Origin of the sequence: Pseudomonas sp. Tri1 (assembly GCF_017968885.1) — a bacterium.
Taxonomy (GTDB): Bacteria; Pseudomonadota; Gammaproteobacteria; order Pseudomonadales; family Pseudomonadaceae; genus Aquipseudomonas.
In genome coordinates this window covers 1017842-1037678 of sequence record NZ_CP072913.1, presented here as the reverse complement: position 1 = coordinate 1037678, position 19837 = coordinate 1017842, and the positions used below count along the sequence as shown (strand labels likewise).

At 61.4% G+C, this 19837-nt stretch carries 20 protein-coding genes; 11 read left to right on the top strand and 9 right to left on the bottom strand.

All coding sequences use genetic code 11. The features are described from left to right. Nucleotides 1-253 precede the first annotated feature (253 nt). The 10 genes from J9870_RS04405 (at nucleotide 254) to J9870_RS04360 (ending at nucleotide 7260) form a co-directional block, all read left to right on the top strand. Nucleotides 254-1228, top strand: a complete 975-nt coding sequence (locus J9870_RS04405) for a KpsF/GutQ family sugar-phosphate isomerase (RefSeq protein WP_210642859.1) — start codon at nucleotides 254-256, stop codon at nucleotides 1226-1228. Continuing rightward, nucleotides 1229-1753: an HAD family hydrolase gene (locus J9870_RS04400; RefSeq protein ID WP_210642858.1), complete on the top strand. Its 525-nt coding sequence runs from the start codon at nucleotides 1229-1231 to the stop codon at nucleotides 1751-1753. It abuts the gene before it with no gap. 7 nt (nucleotides 1754-1760) lie between these two features. Beyond that, complete coding sequence (gene lptC / locus J9870_RS04395) at nucleotides 1761-2330, top strand: LPS export ABC transporter periplasmic protein LptC (protein WP_210642857.1); 570 nt, start codon at nucleotides 1761-1763, stop codon at nucleotides 2328-2330. Further along, a complete protein-coding gene (gene lptA, locus J9870_RS04390; protein WP_210642856.1) occupies nucleotides 2317-2865 on the top strand; it encodes a lipopolysaccharide transport periplasmic protein LptA in 549 nt (182 codons plus the stop codon). The genes lptC and lptA overlap by 14 nt, the downstream gene beginning before the upstream one ends. Further along, nucleotides 2865-3590: an LPS export ABC transporter ATP-binding protein gene (gene lptB, locus J9870_RS04385; protein WP_047228667.1), complete on the top strand. Its 726-nt coding sequence runs from the start codon at nucleotides 2865-2867 to the stop codon at nucleotides 3588-3590. The genes lptA and lptB overlap by 1 nt, the downstream gene beginning before the upstream one ends. Nucleotides 3591-3753: 163 nt before the next feature. After that, nucleotides 3754-5247, top strand: a complete 1494-nt coding sequence (locus J9870_RS04380) for an RNA polymerase factor sigma-54 (RefSeq protein WP_025211857.1) — start codon at nucleotides 3754-3756, stop codon at nucleotides 5245-5247. 76 nt (nucleotides 5248-5323) lie between these two features. Beyond that, nucleotides 5324-5632: a ribosome-associated translation inhibitor RaiA gene (gene raiA, locus J9870_RS04375; RefSeq protein ID WP_210642855.1), complete on the top strand. Its 309-nt coding sequence runs from the start codon at nucleotides 5324-5326 to the stop codon at nucleotides 5630-5632. Nucleotides 5633-5644: 12 nt separating this feature from the next. Beyond that, nucleotides 5645-6109 (top strand): PTS IIA-like nitrogen regulatory protein PtsN, encoded by a 465-nt coding sequence (ptsN, locus tag J9870_RS04370; RefSeq protein ID WP_210642854.1) that lies wholly within the window; start codon nucleotides 5645-5647, stop codon nucleotides 6107-6109. A 2-nt stretch (nucleotides 6110-6111) separates the two neighbouring features. Beyond that, nucleotides 6112-6969 (top strand): RNase adapter RapZ, encoded by an 858-nt coding sequence (gene rapZ, locus J9870_RS04365; protein ID WP_210642853.1) that lies wholly within the window; start codon nucleotides 6112-6114, stop codon nucleotides 6967-6969. Nucleotides 6970-6984: 15 nt separating this feature from the next. Further along, nucleotides 6985-7260, top strand: a complete 276-nt coding sequence (locus J9870_RS04360) for an HPr family phosphocarrier protein (RefSeq protein ID WP_210642852.1) — start codon at nucleotides 6985-6987, stop codon at nucleotides 7258-7260. 85 nt (nucleotides 7261-7345) lie between these two features. Here J9870_RS04360 and J9870_RS04355 read toward each other — a convergent pair whose 3' ends face one another. The 6 genes from J9870_RS04355 to pmbA all read right to left on the bottom strand — a co-directional run bounded on the left by J9870_RS04355 (nucleotide 7346) and on the right by pmbA (nucleotide 12728). Then, nucleotides 7346-8236 (bottom strand): ZIP family metal transporter, encoded by an 891-nt coding sequence (locus J9870_RS04355; RefSeq protein WP_210642851.1) that lies wholly within the window; start codon nucleotides 8234-8236, stop codon nucleotides 7346-7348. A gap of 29 nt (nucleotides 8237-8265) precedes the next feature. Next, a complete protein-coding gene (locus J9870_RS04350; RefSeq protein WP_210642850.1) occupies nucleotides 8266-8877 on the bottom strand; it encodes a superoxide dismutase in 612 nt (203 codons plus the stop codon). Between the two features lie 2 nt (nucleotides 8878-8879). Beyond that, complete coding sequence (locus tag J9870_RS04345; RefSeq protein WP_210642849.1) at nucleotides 8880-9320, bottom strand: hypothetical protein; 441 nt, start codon at nucleotides 9318-9320, stop codon at nucleotides 8880-8882. A gap of 26 nt (nucleotides 9321-9346) precedes the next feature. Then, the gene (locus J9870_RS04340; protein ID WP_210642848.1) at nucleotides 9347-10723 is read right to left on the bottom strand and encodes a class II fumarate hydratase; all 1377 of its coding nucleotides are present in this window, start codon (nucleotides 10721-10723) and stop codon (nucleotides 9347-9349) included. Continuing rightward, nucleotides 10716-11111, bottom strand: coding sequence for a FagA protein (locus J9870_RS04335; protein WP_210642847.1), 396 nt, complete (start codon nucleotides 11109-11111; stop codon nucleotides 10716-10718). Before J9870_RS04335 ends, J9870_RS04340 begins: the two co-directional genes overlap by 8 nt. Nucleotides 11112-11381: 270 nt before the next feature. Beyond that, on the bottom strand, nucleotides 11382-12728 hold the full coding sequence (gene pmbA / locus J9870_RS04330; protein ID WP_210642846.1) for a metalloprotease PmbA: 1347 nt from the start codon (nucleotides 12726-12728) through the stop codon (nucleotides 11382-11384). Between the two features lie 253 nt (nucleotides 12729-12981). On the opposite strand from pmbA, the gene yjgA reads away from it, so the two are divergent. After that, nucleotides 12982-13506: a ribosome biogenesis factor YjgA gene (yjgA, locus tag J9870_RS04325; protein ID WP_003197830.1), complete on the top strand. Its 525-nt coding sequence runs from the start codon at nucleotides 12982-12984 to the stop codon at nucleotides 13504-13506. 45 nt (nucleotides 13507-13551) lie between these two features. On the opposite strand, the gene tldD is transcribed toward yjgA, so the two are convergent. From tldD to J9870_RS04310, 3 genes are all read right to left on the bottom strand, one after another. Further along, nucleotides 13552-14994 (bottom strand): metalloprotease TldD, encoded by a 1443-nt coding sequence (gene tldD, locus J9870_RS04320; RefSeq protein ID WP_135843693.1) that lies wholly within the window; start codon nucleotides 14992-14994, stop codon nucleotides 13552-13554. 5 nt (nucleotides 14995-14999) lie between these two features. Beyond that, nucleotides 15000-15863: a carbon-nitrogen hydrolase family protein gene (locus J9870_RS04315; RefSeq protein ID WP_210642845.1), complete on the bottom strand. Its 864-nt coding sequence runs from the start codon at nucleotides 15861-15863 to the stop codon at nucleotides 15000-15002. 138 nt (nucleotides 15864-16001) lie between these two features. Beyond that, the gene (locus J9870_RS04310; RefSeq protein ID WP_210642844.1) at nucleotides 16002-19805 is read right to left on the bottom strand and encodes a YhdP family protein; all 3804 of its coding nucleotides are present in this window, start codon (nucleotides 19803-19805) and stop codon (nucleotides 16002-16004) included. Between the last annotated feature and the right edge of the window lie 32 nt (nucleotides 19806-19837).

Below are 19837 nucleotides of genomic sequence, written 5' to 3'. Positions count from 1 at the left end.
TCACATCCGAATGCCCTGGCCAACCGATAAACGCCGGTACCGCCGGGCATGCGAACCGGCGGCGAACTATATCACTGCAACAGCCAAGCGCCCAAGGCCCAAGCCCGCGCCTGTTCAGTCTGAACAAGGTAAAACGCGTCACTTTGTGTCAGGACTTGCGGATCGTTCGAACAAAGCATGACGAACTAACGTGAGGGAATTGTTCATTGCCGCTATAATCGCCGCCTTTTCATCGGGCTATACGATTTCTGACATGAGCCAATCCAGCGACCTGATTCAATCGGCACAACGTACCATCCGCCTCGAGCTCGAAGCCGTACAAGGCTTGCTGCCTCATATCGACGCTGATTTCGTACGCGCCTGCGAGATGATTCTGGCCAGCAAGGGCCGCGTGGTCGTGGTCGGCATGGGCAAGTCCGGGCACATCGGCAACAAGATCGCCGCCACCCTGGCCAGCACCGGCACCACGGCCTTTTTCGTCCATCCGGCCGAAGCCAGCCACGGTGACATGGGCATGATCACCCGGGACGACGTCATCCTGGCCCTGTCCAATTCCGGTTCCACCAATGAGATCATCACCCTGTTGCCCCTGATCAAACGCCTGGGCATCCAGTTGATCAGCGTCACCGGCAATCCGGATTCGCCGCTGGCCAAGGCCGCTGAAGTGAACCTCAATGTCCATGTCGAGCACGAAGCCTGCCCGTTGAACCTGGCGCCGACCTCCTCCACCACCGCCGCCCTGGTCATGGGCGATGCCCTGGCCGTCGCCCTGCTGGAAGCCCGAGGGTTCACCGCTGAGGATTTCGCCTTTTCCCATCCCGGCGGCGCCCTTGGCCGGCGCCTGCTGCTGAAAGTCGAAAACGTGATGCACGCCGGCCAGGAGTTGCCGCAGGTACAGCGCGGCACGCTGCTCAAGGACGCGCTCATGGAAATGACGCGCAAGGGGCTGGGCATGACGGTGGTGCTTGAAGCCGACGGCAAGCTCGCCGGGATCTTCACCGACGGCGACCTGCGCCGCACCCTGGACCGTACCATCGACATCCACAGTGCGACCATCGAGCAAGTCATGACACCCCATGGCAAGACCGCTCGCGCCGAGATGCTCGCCGCCGAGGCCTTGAAAATCATGGAAGACCATAAGATCAGCGCCCTGGTGGTGGTCGACGACGAAGACCGCCCGGTAGGCGCCCTGAATATGCACGACTTGCTGCGTGCGGGAGTCATGTAAATGAGCACAGACCTGCTGCAACGTGGCAAAGCGATCAAACTGGCCGTATTCGACGTCGACGGCGTACTGACCGATGGTCGGCTGTATTTCCTCGAAGACGGCAGCGAGTTCAAGACTTTCAATACCCTCGACGGCCAGGGCATCAAGATGCTGATGGCCGCCGGGGTCCAGACCGCCATCATCAGCGGCCGCAAGACGCCAGTGGTCGAGCGGCGCGCGAAAAACCTCGGCATTCCACACCTTTACCAGGGTCGCGAAGACAAACTGGTGGTACTGGACGAACTTTTGGGCCAACTCAACCTAAGCTATGAACAGGTCGCCTACCTCGGCGATGATTTGCCGGACCTGCCGGTGATTCGCCGGGTCGGCCTGGGCATGGCGGTCGCCAACGCGGCGGCCTTCGTACGCGAGCACGCCCACGGCATTACCACAGCACGCGGCGGCGAAGGCGCGGCCCGTGAATTCTGCGAATTGATCCTGCGCGCCCAGGGCCGCCTCGAAGCGGCCAACGCCGCATACCTGTGAGCCAATTATGCTGAGCAAGAAGATTCGCACCATTGTGGTGTTCGGCAGTATCGCGGCGATCTTTGCCGCGGTGGGCTACTGGAACATCAGCCCGGAACGCTTCCTCGATCAACCGGCAGCCACGGTCGAAGAAAATATCGACTGGTACGCGACCAACACGCATACCCTGCAATACCTGCCCGACGGCAAGGTGCAGTATGAGATGACGTCCGACAAGGTCGACCATGTAAAGGCCACCGATATTACGCTGGTGACCAAACCGGACCTGAACATGTTCCGCGGCACCGAGTTCCCCTGGCATGTGCAGAGCCTGCGCGCCGAAGTCAACTCCGGGGGCACCGAAGTGGAACTGATCGATTCGGTACGCGTGGCCCGAACCGATGAAAAAAACCGTACGACCATCATCACCAGCAGTCGTATGACCGTGTTCCCACAGCAAGAATATGCGCAGACCGAGCAACCCGTTAGAATCGACGGCGCCGGGGGTGTATCGACCGGCACGGGAATGAAAGCGTATTTGAAGGAAAGCAGGATACACCTGCTATCGAACGTAAGAGGACAGTATGAAGCTCGCTAAAACCCTCCCTATTTTGCTCAGTCTGGGCGCAGCACTGGGAAGCGCGAGCGCCTGGGCTCTTCCCAACGATCGCGACCAACCTATCCGTATCCAGGCCGACGACGCGCAACTGGACGACAAGAACGGTGTCGCCACCTACAAGGGTGACGTGATCATCACCCAGGGCTCGATGAAGGTCACCGGCAACACCGTGACCATCACCCGCACCCAGTCCGGTGATATCGACGTAGTGACCTCGGTGGGCAACCTGGCCTATTTCGAACAGATTCAGACCGCGGGCGACACCAAGCCGGTGCAAGGCTACGGGGTGACCATCCAGTATCACGCCTCCCAGGATCGCGTCGTGCTGATCGACCGCGCCAAGGTCGTGGACAAGGACGGCAACGTTACCCAAGGCGAGAAAATCGTCTATGACACGAACAAAAAGCTGGCCAGCGCCGGTCGCGCTACGGGCAGCAAAATCACTGAATCCCGTCCTCGCATCGACATGGTGATCCAGCCGAAAAAGAAAACCGACGAGCAGAAGGCCCAGTAATGGCAACTCTGAAAGCTCAGCATCTGGCCAAGAGCTACAAGAGCCGTCAAGTCGTGCGTGATGTCAGCCTGTCCATCGACAGCGGCCAGATCGTCGGCCTGCTCGGCCCTAACGGCGCGGGCAAGACCACCTGCTTCTACATGATCGTCGGCCTGGTCCAGGCCGACCAGGGGCGCGTGCTGATCGACGACCTGGACGTCAGCCACCAGCCCATGCACGGCCGGGCAAAGGCCGGTATCGGCTATCTGCCCCAGGAAGCGTCGATCTTCCGCAAGCTGTCGGTTGCCGACAACATCATGGCCATCCTCGAGACCCGCAAGGAGCTCGACAAGGCCGGTCGCCGCCAGGAACTGGAAAGCCTGCTGCAGGAATTCCACATCAGCCACATTCGCGACAACCTGGGCATGAGCCTGTCCGGTGGCGAACGGCGCCGCGTGGAAATCGCCCGCGCCCTGGCCACCGCACCGAAATTCATCCTGCTCGACGAACCGTTCGCCGGCGTGGATCCGATTTCAGTGGGCGACATCAAGCAGATCATCCACCACCTCAAGGCCAAGGGGATCGGCGTGCTGATCACCGACCACAACGTGCGCGAGACGCTGGATATCTGCGAAACCGCCTACATCGTCAATGATGGCCAGTTGATCGCCGAAGGCGACTCCGCCACCATCCTGGCCAATGAGCTGGTCAAGGAAGTGTATCTGGGCCACGAGTTCCGCCTGTAAGCGCAAAGTGTCTGGCGAATCGCCCTGGCGCCGCTAATTTATTATGGCGGCGCTCTAGGCAAACACTTCAGTTTCAGGCATATAATTTGCTTAAGTTTGGCGCTTCGGCGCCCTGTAGTGGATGGCGCATGTGCGCCGGCGAATAAGGTGTTAAGCCCCTGCCATGAAACCATCGCTAGTCTTGAGAATGGGCCAGCAGCTGACGATGACACCGCAGCTGCAACAGGCCATCCGCCTGCTCCAATTGTCGACCCTGGACCTGCAACAGGAAATCCAGGAGGCCCTGGAGTCCAATCCGATGCTCGAACGCCAGGAAGAAGGCGACGACTTCGACAATACCGATCCGCTGGCCGACAACGTCGAGCAAAAGACCAACACCGAAATCCCGGAACCGTCCTACCAGGAAGCCGCCCCGACGGTGGACAACCTCGAGGATGGCGAATGGAACGAACGCATCCCCAACGACCTGCCGGTGGACACGGCCTGGGAGGACGTCTACCAGACCAGCGCCAGCAACCTGCCGAGCAGTGACGACGACGAGTGGGACTTCACCACCCGCACCTCTGCCGGCGAGAGCCTGCAAAGCCACCTGCTGTGGCAACTGAACCTGGCGCCGATGTCCGATACCGATCGCCTGATCGCCGTGACCCTGATCGACTGCATCAACAACCAGGGCTACCTGGACGAGACTCTCGAAGAAATCCTCGAAGCCTTCGACCCCGAGCTGGACATCGAGCTGGACGAGATCGAAGCCGTCCTGCATCGCATCCAGCAATTCGAACCGGCCGGCATCGGCGCCCGCAACCTGGGCGAATGCCTGCTGCTGCAACTGCGCCAGCTGCCCGCCAAGACACCTTGGCTGGCCGAAGCCAAGCGCCTGGTCACCGACTACATCGACCTGCTGGGCGGTCGCGACTACAGCCAGCTGATGCGCCGCATGAAGCTCAAGGAAGATGAGCTGCGCCAGGTCATCGAACTGGTCCAGAGCCTCAACCCGCGCCCAGGCTCGCAAATCGAATCCACCGAACCCGAATACGTGGTCCCCGACGTGATCGTGCGCAAGCACAACGATCGCTGGCTGGTGGAGCTCAACCAGGAGTCGGTGCCCAAGCTACGGGTCAATGCCCAATACGCCGGTTTCGTCCGGCGCGCCGACACCAGCGCCGACAACACCTTCATGCGCAACCAGTTGCAGGAAGCGCGCTGGTTCATCAAGAGCCTGCAAAGCCGCAACGAAACCCTGATGAAAGTCGCCACCCAGATCGTCGAGCATCAGCGCGGCTTCCTGGAGTATGGCGACGAAGCGATGAAACCGTTGGTCCTGCACGACATCGCCGAGGCGGTGGGCATGCACGAGTCGACGATTTCCCGGGTAACCACCCAGAAATTCATGCATACCCCCCGAGGTATCTATGAACTGAAATATTTTTTCTCCAGCCACGTCAGCACCTCCGAAGGCGGCGAATGCTCGTCCACAGCCATCCGCGCGATCATCAAAAAACTGGTGGCGGCGGAAAATCAGAAAAAGCCGTTGAGTGACAGCAAGATCGCTGGTTTACTGGAGGCACAAGGCATTCAGGTGGCCCGCCGTACCGTCGCCAAATACCGCGAATCCCTCGGGATCGCACCTTCGAGCGAACGCAAGCGGTTGATGTAACGGGCCACGCCACAGCGTTCCAGTGGCAGGCATTTCTGCCTGCCGCTTTATGCACTGGCAACGAAGGAGAAGCTGTATGCAAGTCAACATCAGTGGACACCAACTGGAAGTGACCGAACCCCTGCGCACCTACGTCGGCGAAAAACTCGACCGATTGGAAAGGCATTTCGACAAGATCACCAACGTGCAAGTGACGATGACCGTCGAGAAGCTGCTGCAGAAAATCGAAGCCACGTTGCATATCCCCGGCGGAGAAGTGGTTGCCAACGCGGAGCATTCAGACATGTATGCCGCAATTGACCTGCTGACCGACAAGCTGGATCGCCAACTTAAAAAGCATAAGGAAAAGACCCAGAGCCTCCTCCAGGGCGCGACCGGTCGTTAACCCCCCCAATCCATGATCCGACTAGAATCCATCCTGACCCCCGGCCGTTCCCAAGTGAACGCGCCGGGCGGCAGTAAAAAGAAAGCCCTCGAACAAATTGCCAACCTGATCCACCGCGAAGTGCCGGATCTGGAAATGCAGGACGTCTTCGAGGCCCTGGTTGCCCGTGAAAAACTCGGTTCCACCGGTTTTGGCAACGGCATTGCCATTCCCCACTGCCGCCTCAAGGGTTGTAGCGCGCCCATCAGCGCACTGTTGCACCTTGAAGCCCCCATAGATTTCGACGCCATCGACGGCGCCCCGGTCGACCTGCTGTTTGTACTGCTGGTCCCGGAAGCGGCAACCGATGCGCATCTTGAGCTGCTGCGCCAGATCGCCAGCATGCTGGACCGCAAGGAAGTTCGCGAAAAACTGCGCAGCGCACCGAGCAACGAAGCCTTGTATCAGGTTGTCCTGGACGAGCAGAACGGTCATTAAACATGCGCATGATCATCGTCAGTGGCCGCTCCGGCTCCGGTAAAAGCACGGCGCTCAATGTGCTTGAGGACAGCGGCTACTATTGCATCGACAACCTGCCGGCCGGCCTGCTGCCGGAACTGGCCGAACGAGCCCTGATCCACACCGAACTGGCACAGCCGCTAGTAGCGGTGTCCATAGATGCACGTAACCTGCCGAGCCATCTGTCGCGCTTTCCCGAACTGCTAGAGGAAGTACGCAGCCGGCATATCCAGTGCGATGTGCTGTACCTGGATGCCGATGAAGAGACGCTGCTCAAGCGTTTTTCCGAAACCCGTCGGCGCCACCCCTTGAGCAACGCCAGCCGTTCCCTGGCCGAAGCCATTCATGACGAAAGCCAACTGCTGAGTCCGATTGCCGACCTGGCGGACCTGAAGGTCAATACCACGAACCTGAACCTGTATCAGCTACGCGACACTATCAAGTTGCGCCTGCTGAACCAGCCGGAGCCAGGCACTGCGTTCCTGGTGGAATCTTTTGGCTTCAAGCGTGGCATGCCGGTAGACGCCGACCTGGTGTTCGATGTGCGCTGCCTGCCCAACCCTTATTGGAAACCGGAATTGCGCGAGCAGTCCGGGCTTGACCAGCCAGTGATCGACTACTTGGCGGCCCAGCCGGACGTCGAGGAAATGTTTCAGGATATCTCCACCTACCTGCTCAAATGGCTGCCCCGCTTTGCCGCGAGCAACCGCGCCTATGTCACGATCGCCATCGGCTGCACCGGCGGTCATCACCGCTCTGTCTACCTGACCGAACGCCTGGGTCAGCTCCTGCAACAATCCCTGAAGAACGTCCAGGTTCGCCACCGCGACCTCAGCTAAAGGATTCACATCGCGATGCCTGCTCTGGAAATCGAAATCATCAACAAGCTGGGGTTGCATGCCCGTGCGTCGGCCAAGTTCGTCGGGATTGCCGGCCAATTCAAGGACACCACCATCCGGGTCGGGCGCACGCCTGAGTCCATGATCGACGGTAAAAGCATTATGGCGATGATGATGCTCGCCGCCGGCAAGGGCACCAGGATCCACCTGCACACTGAAGGCGAACAGGCACAGGAAGCGTTGGATGCGTTGGTGGCGCTGATCAACAACTATTTCGACGAAGGCGAATAATTGCCCCAGGCTCAGGGCGGATTTTTTGTGGCGAGGGAGCTTGCTCCTCGCCACAAAAGCCAAAGCTCATAGCCCGTCGATTGCGTCACGCCAACGCCGTATCCATCACCATCATCAGGCAAAACCCCACCAACAACCCCAGGCTCGCCAGCTTGTCGTGACCATTGCGGCGCGATTCGGGGATGACCTCATGAGTCACCACCAACAGCATCGCCCCGGCCGCCAGCGCCAACCCCAGGGGCAACAACATCTCCGCCAGGCTGACCAGCCACGCGCACAGCAGCGCAAACAGCGGTTCGACCAGCCCTGACGCGGCGCCAATCATGAAGGCCTTGATTCGCGACATCCCCGCGGTGGCCAGCACCAGTGCGATCACCAGCCCCTCAGGTACATCCTGCAAGGCGATGCCCATCGCCAGACTGTCGGCATCGGGCATGCCGCCGCCCGCTGACACGCCGACGGCCATCCCTTCGGGAATGTTGTGGGCCACGATGGCAAATACAAACAACCAGATCCGCGGGGCAATGATCGGACGTCCCGGTGCCTCCACCAGCCGCTCAGGACTGGCGGACACCTTGCGATCCACCAGATACAGCCCGAACGCCCCCAGCAGGATGCCGAAACTGATCAGCCCGCTGGCCGCCCAAGGTGTGAGCCCCAGCTGTTCAGCGGCGGCAATGCCCGGCACGATCAGCGAAAATGCCGTGGCGGCCAGCATCACCCCGGCACCGAAGCCCAGCAGCGAATCGCTCACGGCCTCGGGCATGCGCCGGATGACCAACACCGGCACGGCGCCCAACGCCGTACCCAAGGCGCAAAGGCCACCGCCCTGCAACGCACGCAGCAGTTTCGGCTCCAGATCCAGCCACGCCAGGCCCTGGGCCACCAGCAATGTCAGCCCGGCCAACATCAACAGCGACCCCAAGGCGTAGCGGAACATCCGTGCGCTTCCAACCGCCAGGGTTTGAGTATCCATAGTCAGCCTTGGATTGTTTTCATGAAGATTCAGACCAGCGCAGACTGATAGCGACGCGCCACTTCAGGCCAATTGATCACGTTGTAGAAAGCGTTGATGTATTCGGGCCGACGGTTCTGGTACAGCAGGTAATAAGCGTGTTCCCAGACGTCCAGGCCAAGAATCGGCGTATGACCGTGCATCAATGGGCTGTCCTGGTTGCCACTGCTTTGCACCACCAGCGTTTTTTGCGCGGTCACGCACAACCAGGCCCAGCCGCTGCCGAAACGGGTCAGTGCCGCTTTGGTGAAGGCTTCCTTGAACTGTTCCAGACCACCCAGTTGCGCCTCGATCGCCGCCGCCAGGGCACCGTCAGGTTGACCACCGCCCTGGGGTGACATGACTTCCCAGAACAACGAGTGGTTGGCATGCCCACCACCTTGGTTGATGACGGCGGCCCTCAGGCCTTGCGGCAATTGCTCCACGCTGGACAGCAGTTTTTCGACCGGCCATTGGGCGTATTCAGTGTCTTGCACTGCGGCGTTGAGGTTGTTGATGTAAGTCTGGTGATGCTTGGTGTAGTGGATCTCCATGGTTTGCGCATCGATGTGCGGCTCCAGGGCGTCGTAGGCGTAGGGCAATACAGGCAAAGTGAAAGCCATGTTCAATGAACTCCATAATGAAGAGGGGCAGTACGCGGCCGAGCCGAAGTCGTATTGCCGTGCAGCAGGCGCTGGGTGCGTGGGTATTCACCATGCTCGCTGATGAAATTCAGCAGCTCGACATAGGTCTTGTGACTCTGGCGCATCGCCGCCGCACGCAACGCTGGCGCCTGGCGCTCGTCCTGCATCGTCTGCAGCAACCGCTGATGGATGGCGCACAGGTACTCGGCGCTCTCCTCCGGCTGGTTCAGGCGCAGGTGCAGATCCGCCAGGTTGTGGTGGGAGACGACGCAAGCAGCCACGGCTTCGTCGGCGTCGGCCCAACGCCCGAATAACACTTGGGCCAGGGCCAGCGCTTGCAGATAGCCCTCACGGGCATCCACCAGCTCGCCAAGCATGAAACAGCGATTGGCCCGTTCGATCGTGCGTTTCCAATGTTCCATGATGAGTCCTCCATAGAGGTGTCGGGTTACACGCCGCCAGCCGTGAGCTTTTCCGGGTCCAGCAGGACCTCCAGTTCGCTGCGCGTCAGGTCGGTGTGTTCCAGGGCGACATCGATGACCGGCCGGCCCTGCTGATAAGCCTTCTTGGCGATTTCAGCGGCCTTCTGGTAACCGATGATCGGGTTCAACGCGGTGACCAGGATCGGGTTGCGTGACAACGCCTCCTTGAGCCTGGCCTCGTTGACCTTGAATGTGGCGATGGCCTTGTCGGCCAGCAAACGGCTGGCGGTGGACATCAGGGCGATGCTGCTCAGCAGGTTCTGGGCGATGATCGGCAGCATCACGTTCAATTCGAAATTGCCCGATTGACCGGCGATGGTGATCACCGTGTCATTGCCAATCACCTGGGCCGCCACCATCGCAGTGGCTTCGGGAATGACCGGGTTGACCTTGCCGGGCATGATCGAGGAGCCCGGCTGCAGGCCTTCGAGTTCGATCTCCCCCAGGCCGGCCAACGGCCCGGAATTCATCCAGCGCAGATCGTTGGCGATTTTCATCAGCGACACTGCCGTGGTCTTGAGCTGCCCGGAGACCGCTACGGCGGTGTCCTGGGAACCGATCAGCGCAAACAGATTCTTGCCCGGGGTAAATTGCACTTGCGTCAGTTGCGTCAGTTGCTGGCTGAACAGCTCGGCGAATCGAGGATGAGCGTTGACCCCGGTGCCGACTGCCGTACCGCCCTGGGCCAAGGCTTGCAGGCTCGGCAGCAAGTCCTGCAAGTGGCCGATATTGGCTTTGAGTTGCTGCGCCCAACCATTGAGCACCTGGCTCAAGCGAACCGGCATGGCATCCATCAAATGAGTACGACCGGTCTTGATGAACGGATGAACCTCCACGGCCTTGCGCTCGATCACCTGCACCAGGTGCAACAGCGCCGGCAGCAATTGCTCATGCAAGGCCAGTGCAGCGCTGACATGAATGCAGGTTGGAATGATGTCGTTGCTGCTCTGGCCGCAGTTGACGTGATCGTTCGGGTTGACCGTCTCCCCCAACAGACGACTGGCAAGGGTGGCGATCACTTCGTTGGCATTCATGTTGGAGCTGGTGCCGGAGCCGGTCTGGAAGATATCCACCGGGAAATGCTCCATGAACTGGCCCTCGAGCAACCCCTGGGCCGCGTCGACGATGGCTTTGCCCTGAGCCACGCTGATTTGTTCCAGTTCGACGTTGGCCCGGGCGGCGGCGGCCTTGGCCAGGATCAGGGCACGAATGAACTGCGCCGGCATGCGCTGACCGCTGACTGGGAAGTTGCCCACGGCACGCTGGGTCTGCGCGCCATAGAGTGCGTCCGCCGGGACTTGCAGTTCGCCCATGCTGTCGCGTTCGATACGGGTATTACTCATCGGGAGTTCCTTGCACCAGTTCTATAAGAGGAATCGACGGTTCCAGGACGCAGGTCGCCAGCGCCCAGGCATGGCTCTGCCAGCGCTTGAGGCGGCAGCGGCAAAGTGATTGTCGTTCGAGGTCACGCAGTGGGCGCCAGGCCTGGTCGAGACAGAGAGAGCGCCAGTGCCAGGGCAACGCGACATCGGCGGCGGTATCGAGCAACAAGCGGAACTCGGTTTCGCAAATCATCCACGGCGAAGTGCCAGTGCAGCAGGCCAGATAGCGCCCTTCGGCCAGGTAGTGCTCGATCAACCGCGGTTCATCCGGGCTCAGCGCACAACGGATCTGGCGACTCATCCAGCGCCAGCTTTCAAGGTAGGGTTGCTCGTGCAGGGCAGAACTCATGACCGCGGCTCATTCGTCAAATGAGATTCATTATTAGATGATAATAAGAACCAACACAAGTCTCGTGAGATCACGTTGTGGCGAGGGGATTTATCCCCGCTGGGTTGCGAAGCAGCCCGGAGTTTCAGCCAGACACAACGCAGTATCCGATGTTTTAGGGAGCGCTACGCTCCCCCGCAGGGATAAATCCCCTCGCCACAAGGGTTCTGCGGGCACAAAAAAAGGCGCGCCATCCAAGCGAATGACGCGCCTTTGGTAGCGCGATGAACGTTAGCTACCCGCCACCGTCATCCGCTCGATCAGCACCGAGCCGGTGCGGATGTTGCTGCGCAGTTCCAGGTCGTTGCCCACGGCCACGATCTGCTTGAACATGTCGCGCATGTTACCGGCGATGGTCACTTCCTGGACCGCAAATTGAATCTCGCCGTTCTCGACCCAGAACCCCGCCGCGCCGCGCGAGTAATCCCCGGTGACCATGTTCAGGCCATGGCCCATCAGCTCGGTCACCAGCAGGCCACGCCCCATCCGCCGCAGCAAGGCAGCCTGGTCTTCGTCACCATGGGTCACGAACAGGTTGTGCACGCCACCGGCATTGGCGGTGCTCGGCATGCCGAGCTTGCGGCCCGAATAGGTGCCGAGGATGTAGGACACCAGTTCACCGTTTTCCACGAACGGCTTGGCGTAGGTCGCCAGGCCATCGCCGTCGAATGCCGAGCTGCCCATGGCTTGCATCAGGTGCGGACGTTCGTCGATGGTCATCCATTCCGGGAACAGTTTCTGGCCCAGCGCGCCTTCGAGGAACGACGACTTGCGGTACAGGTTGCCGCCGGACACCGCCGAGAGGAAGCTGCCGAACAAGCCACCGGCCAGCTCGGCAGAAAACAGCACCGGCACCTCACAGGTCGGCACCGGTCGCGCGCCCAGACGGCTGGCCGCTCGTTGCGCGGCTTTCTGGCCAATGCTCACCGGGTCCGCCAGCAAGGTGCCCTGGCGGTTCACGTCGTACCAGTAATCGCGCTGCATCTGGCCGTTGGCTTCGGCGATCATCACGCAACTGAGGCTGTGGCGGGTCGATGCATAACCGCCGATGAAACCGTGACTGTTACCGTAGACCCGGCAGCCCTGGTGGGTATTGAGCGTCGTGCCGTCGGCGTTCTTGATGCGCGGGTCGGCATCGAACGCCGCTGCTTCGCAACGCAGTGCCTGTTCGATGGCCTGTTCAGGGGTAATGTCCCACGCGTGGAACAGGTCGAAATCCCGCAACTCCTTGCACATCAGTGCGGCATCGGCCAGGCCCGAGGCTTCGTCCTCGGAGGTGTGCTTGGCAATCGCCAGTGCAGCAGCGACGGTTTCGCGAATGGCCTCCGGGCCGCTGGCCGAGGTGCTGGCCGAACCCTTGCGCTGGCCTGCGTACAAGGTAATGCCAAAGCCCTGGTCGCGATTGAACTCGACGGTTTCCACCTCGCGCTGGCGCACCGAGGTCGACAGGCCCTGCTCCAGCGACACCGCCACCTCACAGGCACTGGCGCCCTGGCGCTTGGCTTCGGCAAGGATCTGCTCGACTTGTTCCTGCAGTGCCGGCAATGCTTGCGGGCCGACGCTCTGAACTGCACTCATGGTGTATCTCCACTCAAATTCTGCTTTCGGTTAGGCTTTGTACGAAAAGTGCCTGCGCAACGATCATGCTGCGTTGAAAACAGGCTCGGAATGCTCATTTACAACCAGTAGACTCCGCTTCCTCGCCTGTTTTCGCCTTGCCTGATCGTCGCTCGGCTACTTTTCGTACAAACCCTATGGCCTTCGAGCGACCGGGCCGGACAAGCGGCCCCCGACTGGTTATCATGGCGGCGTTTCTTTGCGGACTGCCACCATGGTTGATTCTTACGACGACTCCCTCTACGAGGGTGAAAAAAGCAAATCCCAGGTCAAACGCGAGCTGCATGCTCTGGTTGACCTCGGCGAGCGCCTGACAACACTCAAGCCTGACTTGCTGGCCAAACTGCCCCTGACCGACGCCTTGCGCCGGGCCCTGGCCGATGCGCCCAAGCACACCGCGAATATCGCGCGTAAACGGCACCTGCAATTCATCGGCAAACTGATGCGCGATCAGGACACTGACGCCATTCTGGTTCTGCTCGATCAACTCGATGCCTCCACCCGGCAGTACAACGAACGCTTCCATAACCTGGAACGCTGGCGCGATCGCTTGATCGCAGGCGATGACGGTGTGCTGGAAAAATTCGTCATCGACTACCCGGAGGCTGATCGCCAGCAACTGCGCTCCCTGATCCGTCAGGCCCAGCACGAGTTGGCGCAAAACAAGCCACCGGCCTCGAGCCGTAAAATCTTCAAGTACATCCGTGAGCTGGACGAGACTCAACGCGGCCTGCGCTGAGTCACGACCCCGGGTGGAGGCCTCGCACTCCACCCAGCGCTCCCGTCATGCGCCCGTGCCACCCACGGTAATCGCATCGATCTTCAGGGTCGGTTGACCGACGCCTACCGGCACCGATTGCCCATCCTTGCCACACGTCCCCACGCCACTGTCCAGCGCCAGGTCGTTACCGACCATCGACACCTTGCTCATTGCCTCCGGCCCGTTGCCGATCAGCGTCGCGCCCTTGACCGGGGCGGTGATCTTGCCGTCTTCGATCAGGTAGGCCTCGCTGGTGGAGAACACGAATTTGCCGCTGGTGATATCCACCTGGCCGCCACCGAGGTTGGCGCAGTAAATGCCCTTTTTCACCGAGGCAATGATTTCCGCCGGATCGCTTTGGCCACCCAGCATGTAGGTGTTGGTCATGCGCGGCATCGGCAGGTGCGCATAAGACTCGCGACGACCGTTGCCGGTGCGGGCCACGCCCATCAGCCGGGCGTTGAGTTTGTCCTGCATGTAGCCCTTGAGTACGCCGTTCTCGATCAGCGTGGTGCACTCGGTCGGCGTACCTTCATCGTCGACGCTCAGGGAACCGCGACGCCCGGCCAGGGTGCCGTCATCGACGATGGTGCAGAGTTTCGAGGCAACCATTTCACCCATGCGCCCGCTGTAGGCTGAACTGCCCTTGCGGTTGAAGTCGCCTTCCAGGCCGTGGCCCACCGCTTCGTGCAGCAGCACACCGGACCAACCGGAACCCAACACCACCGGCAACGTGCCGGCCGGAGCCGGAATCGCCTCAAGGTTGACCAGCGCCTGGCGCAACGCTTCGCGGGCGTAACCCATGGCGCGGTCTTCACTGAGGAAATAACGGTAGTCGGTACGCCCGCCGCCGCCATGGCCGCCACGCTCGCGTCGTCCATTCTGCTCGACGATCACGCTGACATTGAACCGCACCAGCGGCCGGACGTCCGCCGCCAGGCCGCCGTCGGTGGAAGCCACCAGAATCCGCTCCCAGACCCCGGCCATGCTTACCGTCACTTGCTGGATACGCGGGTCCAGGGCGCGGGTGGCAACGTCAATGCGCTTGAGCAACTCGACTTTTTCGGCGCGGCTCATGACTTCCAGCGGGTTGTCCGGCGCATACAGTTGCGCCACATCCTGGCTGCTGAAGGCCTGGACCGTGCCATTCTGCCCGGCCCGGGAGATCGAGCGAGCAGCACGGGCAGCGGCGCCAAGCGCCTCGAGGGTAATGGCATTACTGTAGGCAAAGCCGGTTTTTTCCCCGGACTGGGCCCGCACACCCACGCCTTGGTCAAGGTTGAAACTGCCTTCCTTGACGATGCCATCTTCCAGCGACCAGGACTCGGAGATCTGCCCCTGGAAATACAGGTCGGCCGCATCGATGCCCGGGCCGGCCAAGTCGCCCAGCACGCCTTGCAGGCTGTCCAGGGTAACGCCGCCGGGGGCTAAAAGGTGTTCACTGACTGAGGACAACAACCCGCTCATATGTTTTACGCCTTGAATTCGTCGTCTTGAACAGGCCGCTGTCGTGCGCCCTGCGAGAAAAAGCGCCGGTGGCTACCCACCGGCATGCGCGCCCGGATGGACGCCTGTTCGCTGCTGTCGCGCTCGGCCAGCAGCACGGCTTCGCCTTGATCCTGTTGCGCCAGCACACGCCCCCACGGGTCGACAATCGCGGCATGACCAAAAGTTTCCCTTGGCCCCGGATGCAAGCCCCCTTGGGCGGCCGCCAGCACATAGCACTGGGTCTCGATGGCCCGGGCGCGAATCAGTACCTCCCAATGGGCGGCACCGGTCACTGCGGTGAACGCCGAGGGCGCCGTGATCAGCTCAGCGCCGGCCGCGCGCAACTCGCTGTACAGCTCAGGGAATCGCAAGTCATAACAAACCGTCAGGCCAACCCTTCCTACGGGGGTATCAGCGACCACTACCTGGCTGCCATAAGCATAGTCATCAGACTCGCGGTAGCGCCCGCGATTGTCCGCCACGTCCACATCGAACAGGTGCAGCTTGTCGTAGCGCGCCACGATCTCGCCCTGATCATCGACCAGCAACGAACAGGCATGGGCCTTGGCCTCGGGCTGATCCACCGGCGGCAACGGCAACGTACCGGCCACAATCCATAACTTGAGGTCGCGGGCGACCTGTTTCAACCAGGGCAGGATCGGGCCCTGACCAAAGGCTTCGGCGCGACCGATGTCGGCGATGTCCCGTCGGCCCATGGCCGCGAAGTTTTCAGGCAACACCGCCAGCCTTGCACCGGCGGCGGCGGCCTGTTCCAGCAGCTCCCGGGCACGTGCCAGGTTGGCGAGCACATCGCTCTGGCTGACCATTTGAATCACTGCGACTGGCATGGCAGTTCCCCGTTGTTTGGTAGTGCCCCTGTGGGAGCCAGCTTGCTCGCGATTGCGGTGGATCAGTCAACATCAATGTTGGATGCACCGGCCCTCATCGCGAGCAAGCTCGCTCCCACAGGGGTTTGTCATCGCCTGTCAGAACGGCTTGTCGAAGGTGATCTTCGGCTCTTTCCACGGGCCCTTGACGTCGTATCTTACGCTGGCAAAACGCGCCACGCGGTCGCCGATCAGTTTGTCGATCAAAAACAGCGCCCCTCCCACGGCCGGTGCGCCAACGATCAGCGCGGCGATCGGCAGGTTGTTGGTCACCGGCAACGTCACCAACAACTTGGCATCGACCCGGTCGGCCACCATGTCCAGCGTTCCGTTGAGCTCCAGGTTGCTGGAAGGCCCTGTCAGGGTAATAGGTTCACGGGTCACGTACACACCGTTGCTCGCCACCAGCAGCCCCTTGACCCGGTCATAGCTCAGGCCCTTGCCGAACAGGTCGGAGAAGTCCAGGCGCAGGCGTCGACCGATGGAGTTGAAGTTCAGCAAACCGAATACCCGCAAAGCCTGGGCGCTGCCTTCGACCTCGACGAACTGCCCTTTACTCAGCGACGCATCGAGACTGCCGGAGAAACGCTTGGTCGCGACCCACGCCGGCGAACCCGGCCAGCGCCCATCGACGTCCATGTGGAACTCCTGGCTGGTCACGCTCGGAGCGAAGCCCCAGCCCTTGAGTACATCAGCCAGGTTCTTGCCGCCGATGCGGCCCTTGTACCAACTGCTGGTGGCACCGGGTGCACCTTCCCAGGCGCCGTTGCCCTGCAAGACCATGCCCTTGAGCCCCATGTCCAGGTTGTTCAGTGCGATGCCCTTACCGGTCGGACGTACCTTCAACGACCAGGCACCGATCAGGTCCGGGCCTTGGAACAACTGACCGATGGCGATATCCATCGCCGGAATTGCAGAGGGATCGACCGAAGCCAGAGGATCCGGTGCGTTTTCGTCGGACTGCACCGTTGGGTCCACGGCTGGCAGGCGCACATAGTCAAGCTTGATACCAATCGGGGCGGCTTTGGCGTCTGGCAGGCTGACGCTGCCCTTGGCCTGCTGGCTGTCGAGCCGCAGGCCCCAGGCGTCCGGCTTACGATCAAGCAGTACCGAAGCCTGGTCCAGGGTCGTTCCCATGGCGGTTAGCTTGTCGATTTTCAGATCGGCGCTGCTGAGCAACTGCTTGGCGCTGCTGCCAGGGTCCTGGCCGGCGTACTTGCTCACCAGGGTCTGCCAAGGGTTGACGTCCAGTTCCGATAGCGTTCCCCGCAGTCGCAAGCCCTTGGCGCCAGGCAGGACGGCGTCGCCTTGCCCCAGCAACAACTCGCCACGACCGTCGGCGAGCTTCCCGCTTGGCGCCGCATAGGTGAAGCTGGCCAGGTCGCCATAATTGACCCAGTAACGCCGTTCCGGCCCTTGCAGGGTCATGCGAAACACCGTGTCGCGCCCGACATCGGCGGCCATGCCAAAGGGTGCCGGCAAGTCCACTGCCACGCCCTTGAGGCTGGAGTTGACCGACAACTGGCTGTCGGCACCATTGAGAACCAATTGCAGCTGGTAAGGCACCACCCCGGAGACCGGCAACGGCTGGGTGACGTTCAGCCAACTGCTGAGTTTCTTGATCTCCACCTGCCCGGACGCGGCGACTCGCGTGTTGAGCGCACCGGCACGGCCCTCGGCGAAAATCTGCGCCGTCACCGGGCGATCGAAGGCCCGGGCGCTGATACCCTTGCCGCTCAGCCCTTTGCTGCTGTCGAAACGGAAGTCGCCCTTGAGTTGGGTCAGCTCCAGTGCCGGCTCACTGAGTTTGAGCCGGGCCTGGTCGGTGGCGAAGTCCACCAGGATCTTCGGCTGCTCGCCCTTGACCAGCGGGATATCGAGCTTCACGCTGCCCTGCAGCGCGCCCTCGCCTTCCCAACCAGCGAAGGTTTCGGCGGTACCGATCGGTGCCGTCTGGAGGATTTTCAGACCGTCGCCCAGCCCACCGGCAAACCCGCCGTCCAGCAACAGATGGGAACTCTGCCCGCTGGGTACGTGGGGGATGTTCACCGAAACATCCTTGACCTGGGTCTCCAGCAATTGCCCCTGGCTGGCATAGATGCGCACACCGCTGTCTTCGACGAACACGTCACCACTGACCTTGCTGACCGAAGGCCAGCCCGGCTGGAACGCCAGTTCGGCATCGTGCACCTTGAAAAACAGGCTGATACTGCGAGCTGCGTCTTCGGCACCATGGTTCAGCGAGCCTTGGTACTGGAAAAAGCCCTCATCCACGGCGCCTTTGACGATTGCTGTGCGCAGCCACTCATCCAGCGCCGGGCTCAAGACCGCGGGCAGGTACTTGGCGGTGTAACGCCCGTCGCCGTCCACCAGGCCGACCCGCAGGTCCATGTAGTCTTCCTGGCTATGGTCGAAATGCAGGCGGATCAGGAAATCGCCGGCAATCCGGCCCTCCTCCCCCAGCACCTTCAGGTACGGGGCGATCAGGGTGAAGCCTTGTTTGTCCAGCTTCCAGGTCAGCCGGGCATTGGCCTGCAGGTATTGCCAGGGCTTGGCGAAGATCGGGTCCAGGTGCAGGGAGAAATCCTTGCTGTCCATGCGCAGCTCGCCGCCACCGAGGTCGCCACTCAGGCTCCCCGATACATTGCGCGCCGCTGGGGCACCGCGGTAGGCATCGAAACCTACCGTGTCCAGATTCGTGGCGAAGCTGATTTTTTGATCACCGGTGTTCTGCGGTCGGTAATCCACCAGCACATTACGCAAGCCACCGGTGACCTTGAGCCGGTCGATGGTCGTCGCGACGCCTTCGGGCAACGGCGCCAGGGCATGCAGCAATGGGGTCAGCGGCGCGAGGTCAAGGCGATCGGCTTGCAGGTGCCAAAGCTCTTCGGTCTTTTCAGTGGCGCTGCTCTGTTGCAGTTGCAGGCGTGACTCCCAGCGGGTTTCGCCCAGGTTCATCGCCAGGGAATCGAAGGTCGCGGTAAACCCCTGGTTACCACGCTGGAAATAGCCATTGAGGGCCAGGTTATGGATGTGCACCGGCTTGCGTTCGGCGTAGGCTCCCTGGATGTCAGGGGCGTCCAAGCGCATGGCCGCGCTTTGCAGCATACCGTCCCCCCAACTCAGCCAGAACTCGCCACCGGCCTTGATCCGGGAAAAATTCCATTGCTGGGTCAGGCGTTTCGGCAGCCATTTGGACCAGTCGCTTTGCGGCAGGCTCAGGTAGGCATCGGCCTGGCCATTCTTCCAATCGCTGGCGCGGATGCGGGTGCGCAGGTTGATCGCCACGGGCTGGCCGTCGGGCAGGGTCAAACGGGCGTCCAGGCGCTGACGGGTAGCGCCGGTGCGCAGGCTCAAACCGACGTAGGTCAGGGTCAACGGTGGTTGTTCAAGGGGCTGCAAGGTCACTTGGCTATCGAGCAGCGACAGCTTGGAAATCACCTGCATGCGATCGAGCAATTGTTGCGGATCGAGGGGCTGATCGTCTTGCACCGGCAGACCTTCCAAGGCCCACTTACCGTCGGCGCCCTCCTTGAGGCTGATCTTCAGGCCACTGAGCTCCAGGTGCGCAATGCGCACCTGACGTGCCAGCAGGCTACCCCACAAGTCCGGCACGGCCCGCACCTGATCCAGGTGCAGGGCATTGGCGCCCTCGCCGACCACCACGTCGCGCGCTGCCAGGATCGGCGCCAGGGCGCTCCAGCTGCCCTCGAGGCTACCAATGTGCACCGGCATGCCCAGCGCCTGGCTGGCCCGAGTCTGGACCTCGGCACGATATTCGGCCACCAGCGGGACCAATTCCCGGCCGAGGCTGACGTATAAGGCCAGCAGCACCAAAAGAAGAGCACACAGGCCCAGCCCCCAGCGGGTCAGCGCAGCCAAAATGCGTGTCAAACGCTCCATGTCAGTGGGCTCCCTGGGCAAAGCCGGTCAAA

Bases quoted from the DNA above. Each gene is read 5' to 3' on its own strand.
- J9870_RS04405 (WP_210642859.1), top strand. From the start codon at position 254: ATGAGCCAATCCAGCGACCTGATTCAATCGGCACAACGTACCATCCGC.
- J9870_RS04400 (WP_210642858.1), top strand. From the start codon at position 1,229: ATGAGCACAGACCTGCTGCAACGTGGCAAAGCGATCAAACTGGCCGTA.
- lptC (WP_210642857.1), top strand. From the start codon at position 1,761: ATGCTGAGCAAGAAGATTCGCACCATTGTGGTGTTCGGCAGTATCGCG.
- lptA (WP_210642856.1), top strand. From the start codon at position 2,317: ATGAAGCTCGCTAAAACCCTCCCTATTTTGCTCAGTCTGGGCGCAGCA.
- lptB (WP_047228667.1), top strand. From the start codon at position 2,865: ATGGCAACTCTGAAAGCTCAGCATCTGGCCAAGAGCTACAAGAGCCGT.
- J9870_RS04380 (WP_025211857.1), top strand. From the start codon at position 3,754: ATGAAACCATCGCTAGTCTTGAGAATGGGCCAGCAGCTGACGATGACA.
- raiA (WP_210642855.1), top strand. From the start codon at position 5,324: ATGCAAGTCAACATCAGTGGACACCAACTGGAAGTGACCGAACCCCTG.
- ptsN (WP_210642854.1), top strand. From the start codon at position 5,645: ATGATCCGACTAGAATCCATCCTGACCCCCGGCCGTTCCCAAGTGAAC.
- rapZ (WP_210642853.1), top strand. From the start codon at position 6,112: ATGCGCATGATCATCGTCAGTGGCCGCTCCGGCTCCGGTAAAAGCACG.
- J9870_RS04360 (WP_210642852.1), top strand. From the start codon at position 6,985: ATGCCTGCTCTGGAAATCGAAATCATCAACAAGCTGGGGTTGCATGCC.
- J9870_RS04355 (WP_210642851.1), bottom strand. From the start codon at position 8,236: ATGGATACTCAAACCCTGGCGGTTGGAAGCGCACGGATGTTCCGCTAC.
- J9870_RS04350 (WP_210642850.1), bottom strand. From the start codon at position 8,877: ATGGCTTTCACTTTGCCTGTATTGCCCTACGCCTACGACGCCCTGGAG.
- J9870_RS04345 (WP_210642849.1), bottom strand. From the start codon at position 9,320: ATGGAACATTGGAAACGCACGATCGAACGGGCCAATCGCTGTTTCATG.
- J9870_RS04340 (WP_210642848.1), bottom strand. From the start codon at position 10,723: ATGAGTAATACCCGTATCGAACGCGACAGCATGGGCGAACTGCAAGTC.
- J9870_RS04335 (WP_210642847.1), bottom strand. From the start codon at position 11,111: ATGAGTTCTGCCCTGCACGAGCAACCCTACCTTGAAAGCTGGCGCTGG.
- pmbA (WP_210642846.1), bottom strand. From the start codon at position 12,728: ATGAGTGCAGTTCAGAGCGTCGGCCCGCAAGCATTGCCGGCACTGCAG.
- yjgA (WP_003197830.1), top strand. From the start codon at position 12,982: ATGGTTGATTCTTACGACGACTCCCTCTACGAGGGTGAAAAAAGCAAA.
- tldD (WP_135843693.1), bottom strand. From the start codon at position 14,994: ATGAGCGGGTTGTTGTCCTCAGTCAGTGAACACCTTTTAGCCCCCGGC.
- J9870_RS04315 (WP_210642845.1), bottom strand. From the start codon at position 15,863: ATGCCAGTCGCAGTGATTCAAATGGTCAGCCAGAGCGATGTGCTCGCC.
- J9870_RS04310 (WP_210642844.1), bottom strand. From the start codon at position 19,805: ATGGAGCGTTTGACACGCATTTTGGCTGCGCTGACCCGCTGGGGGCTG.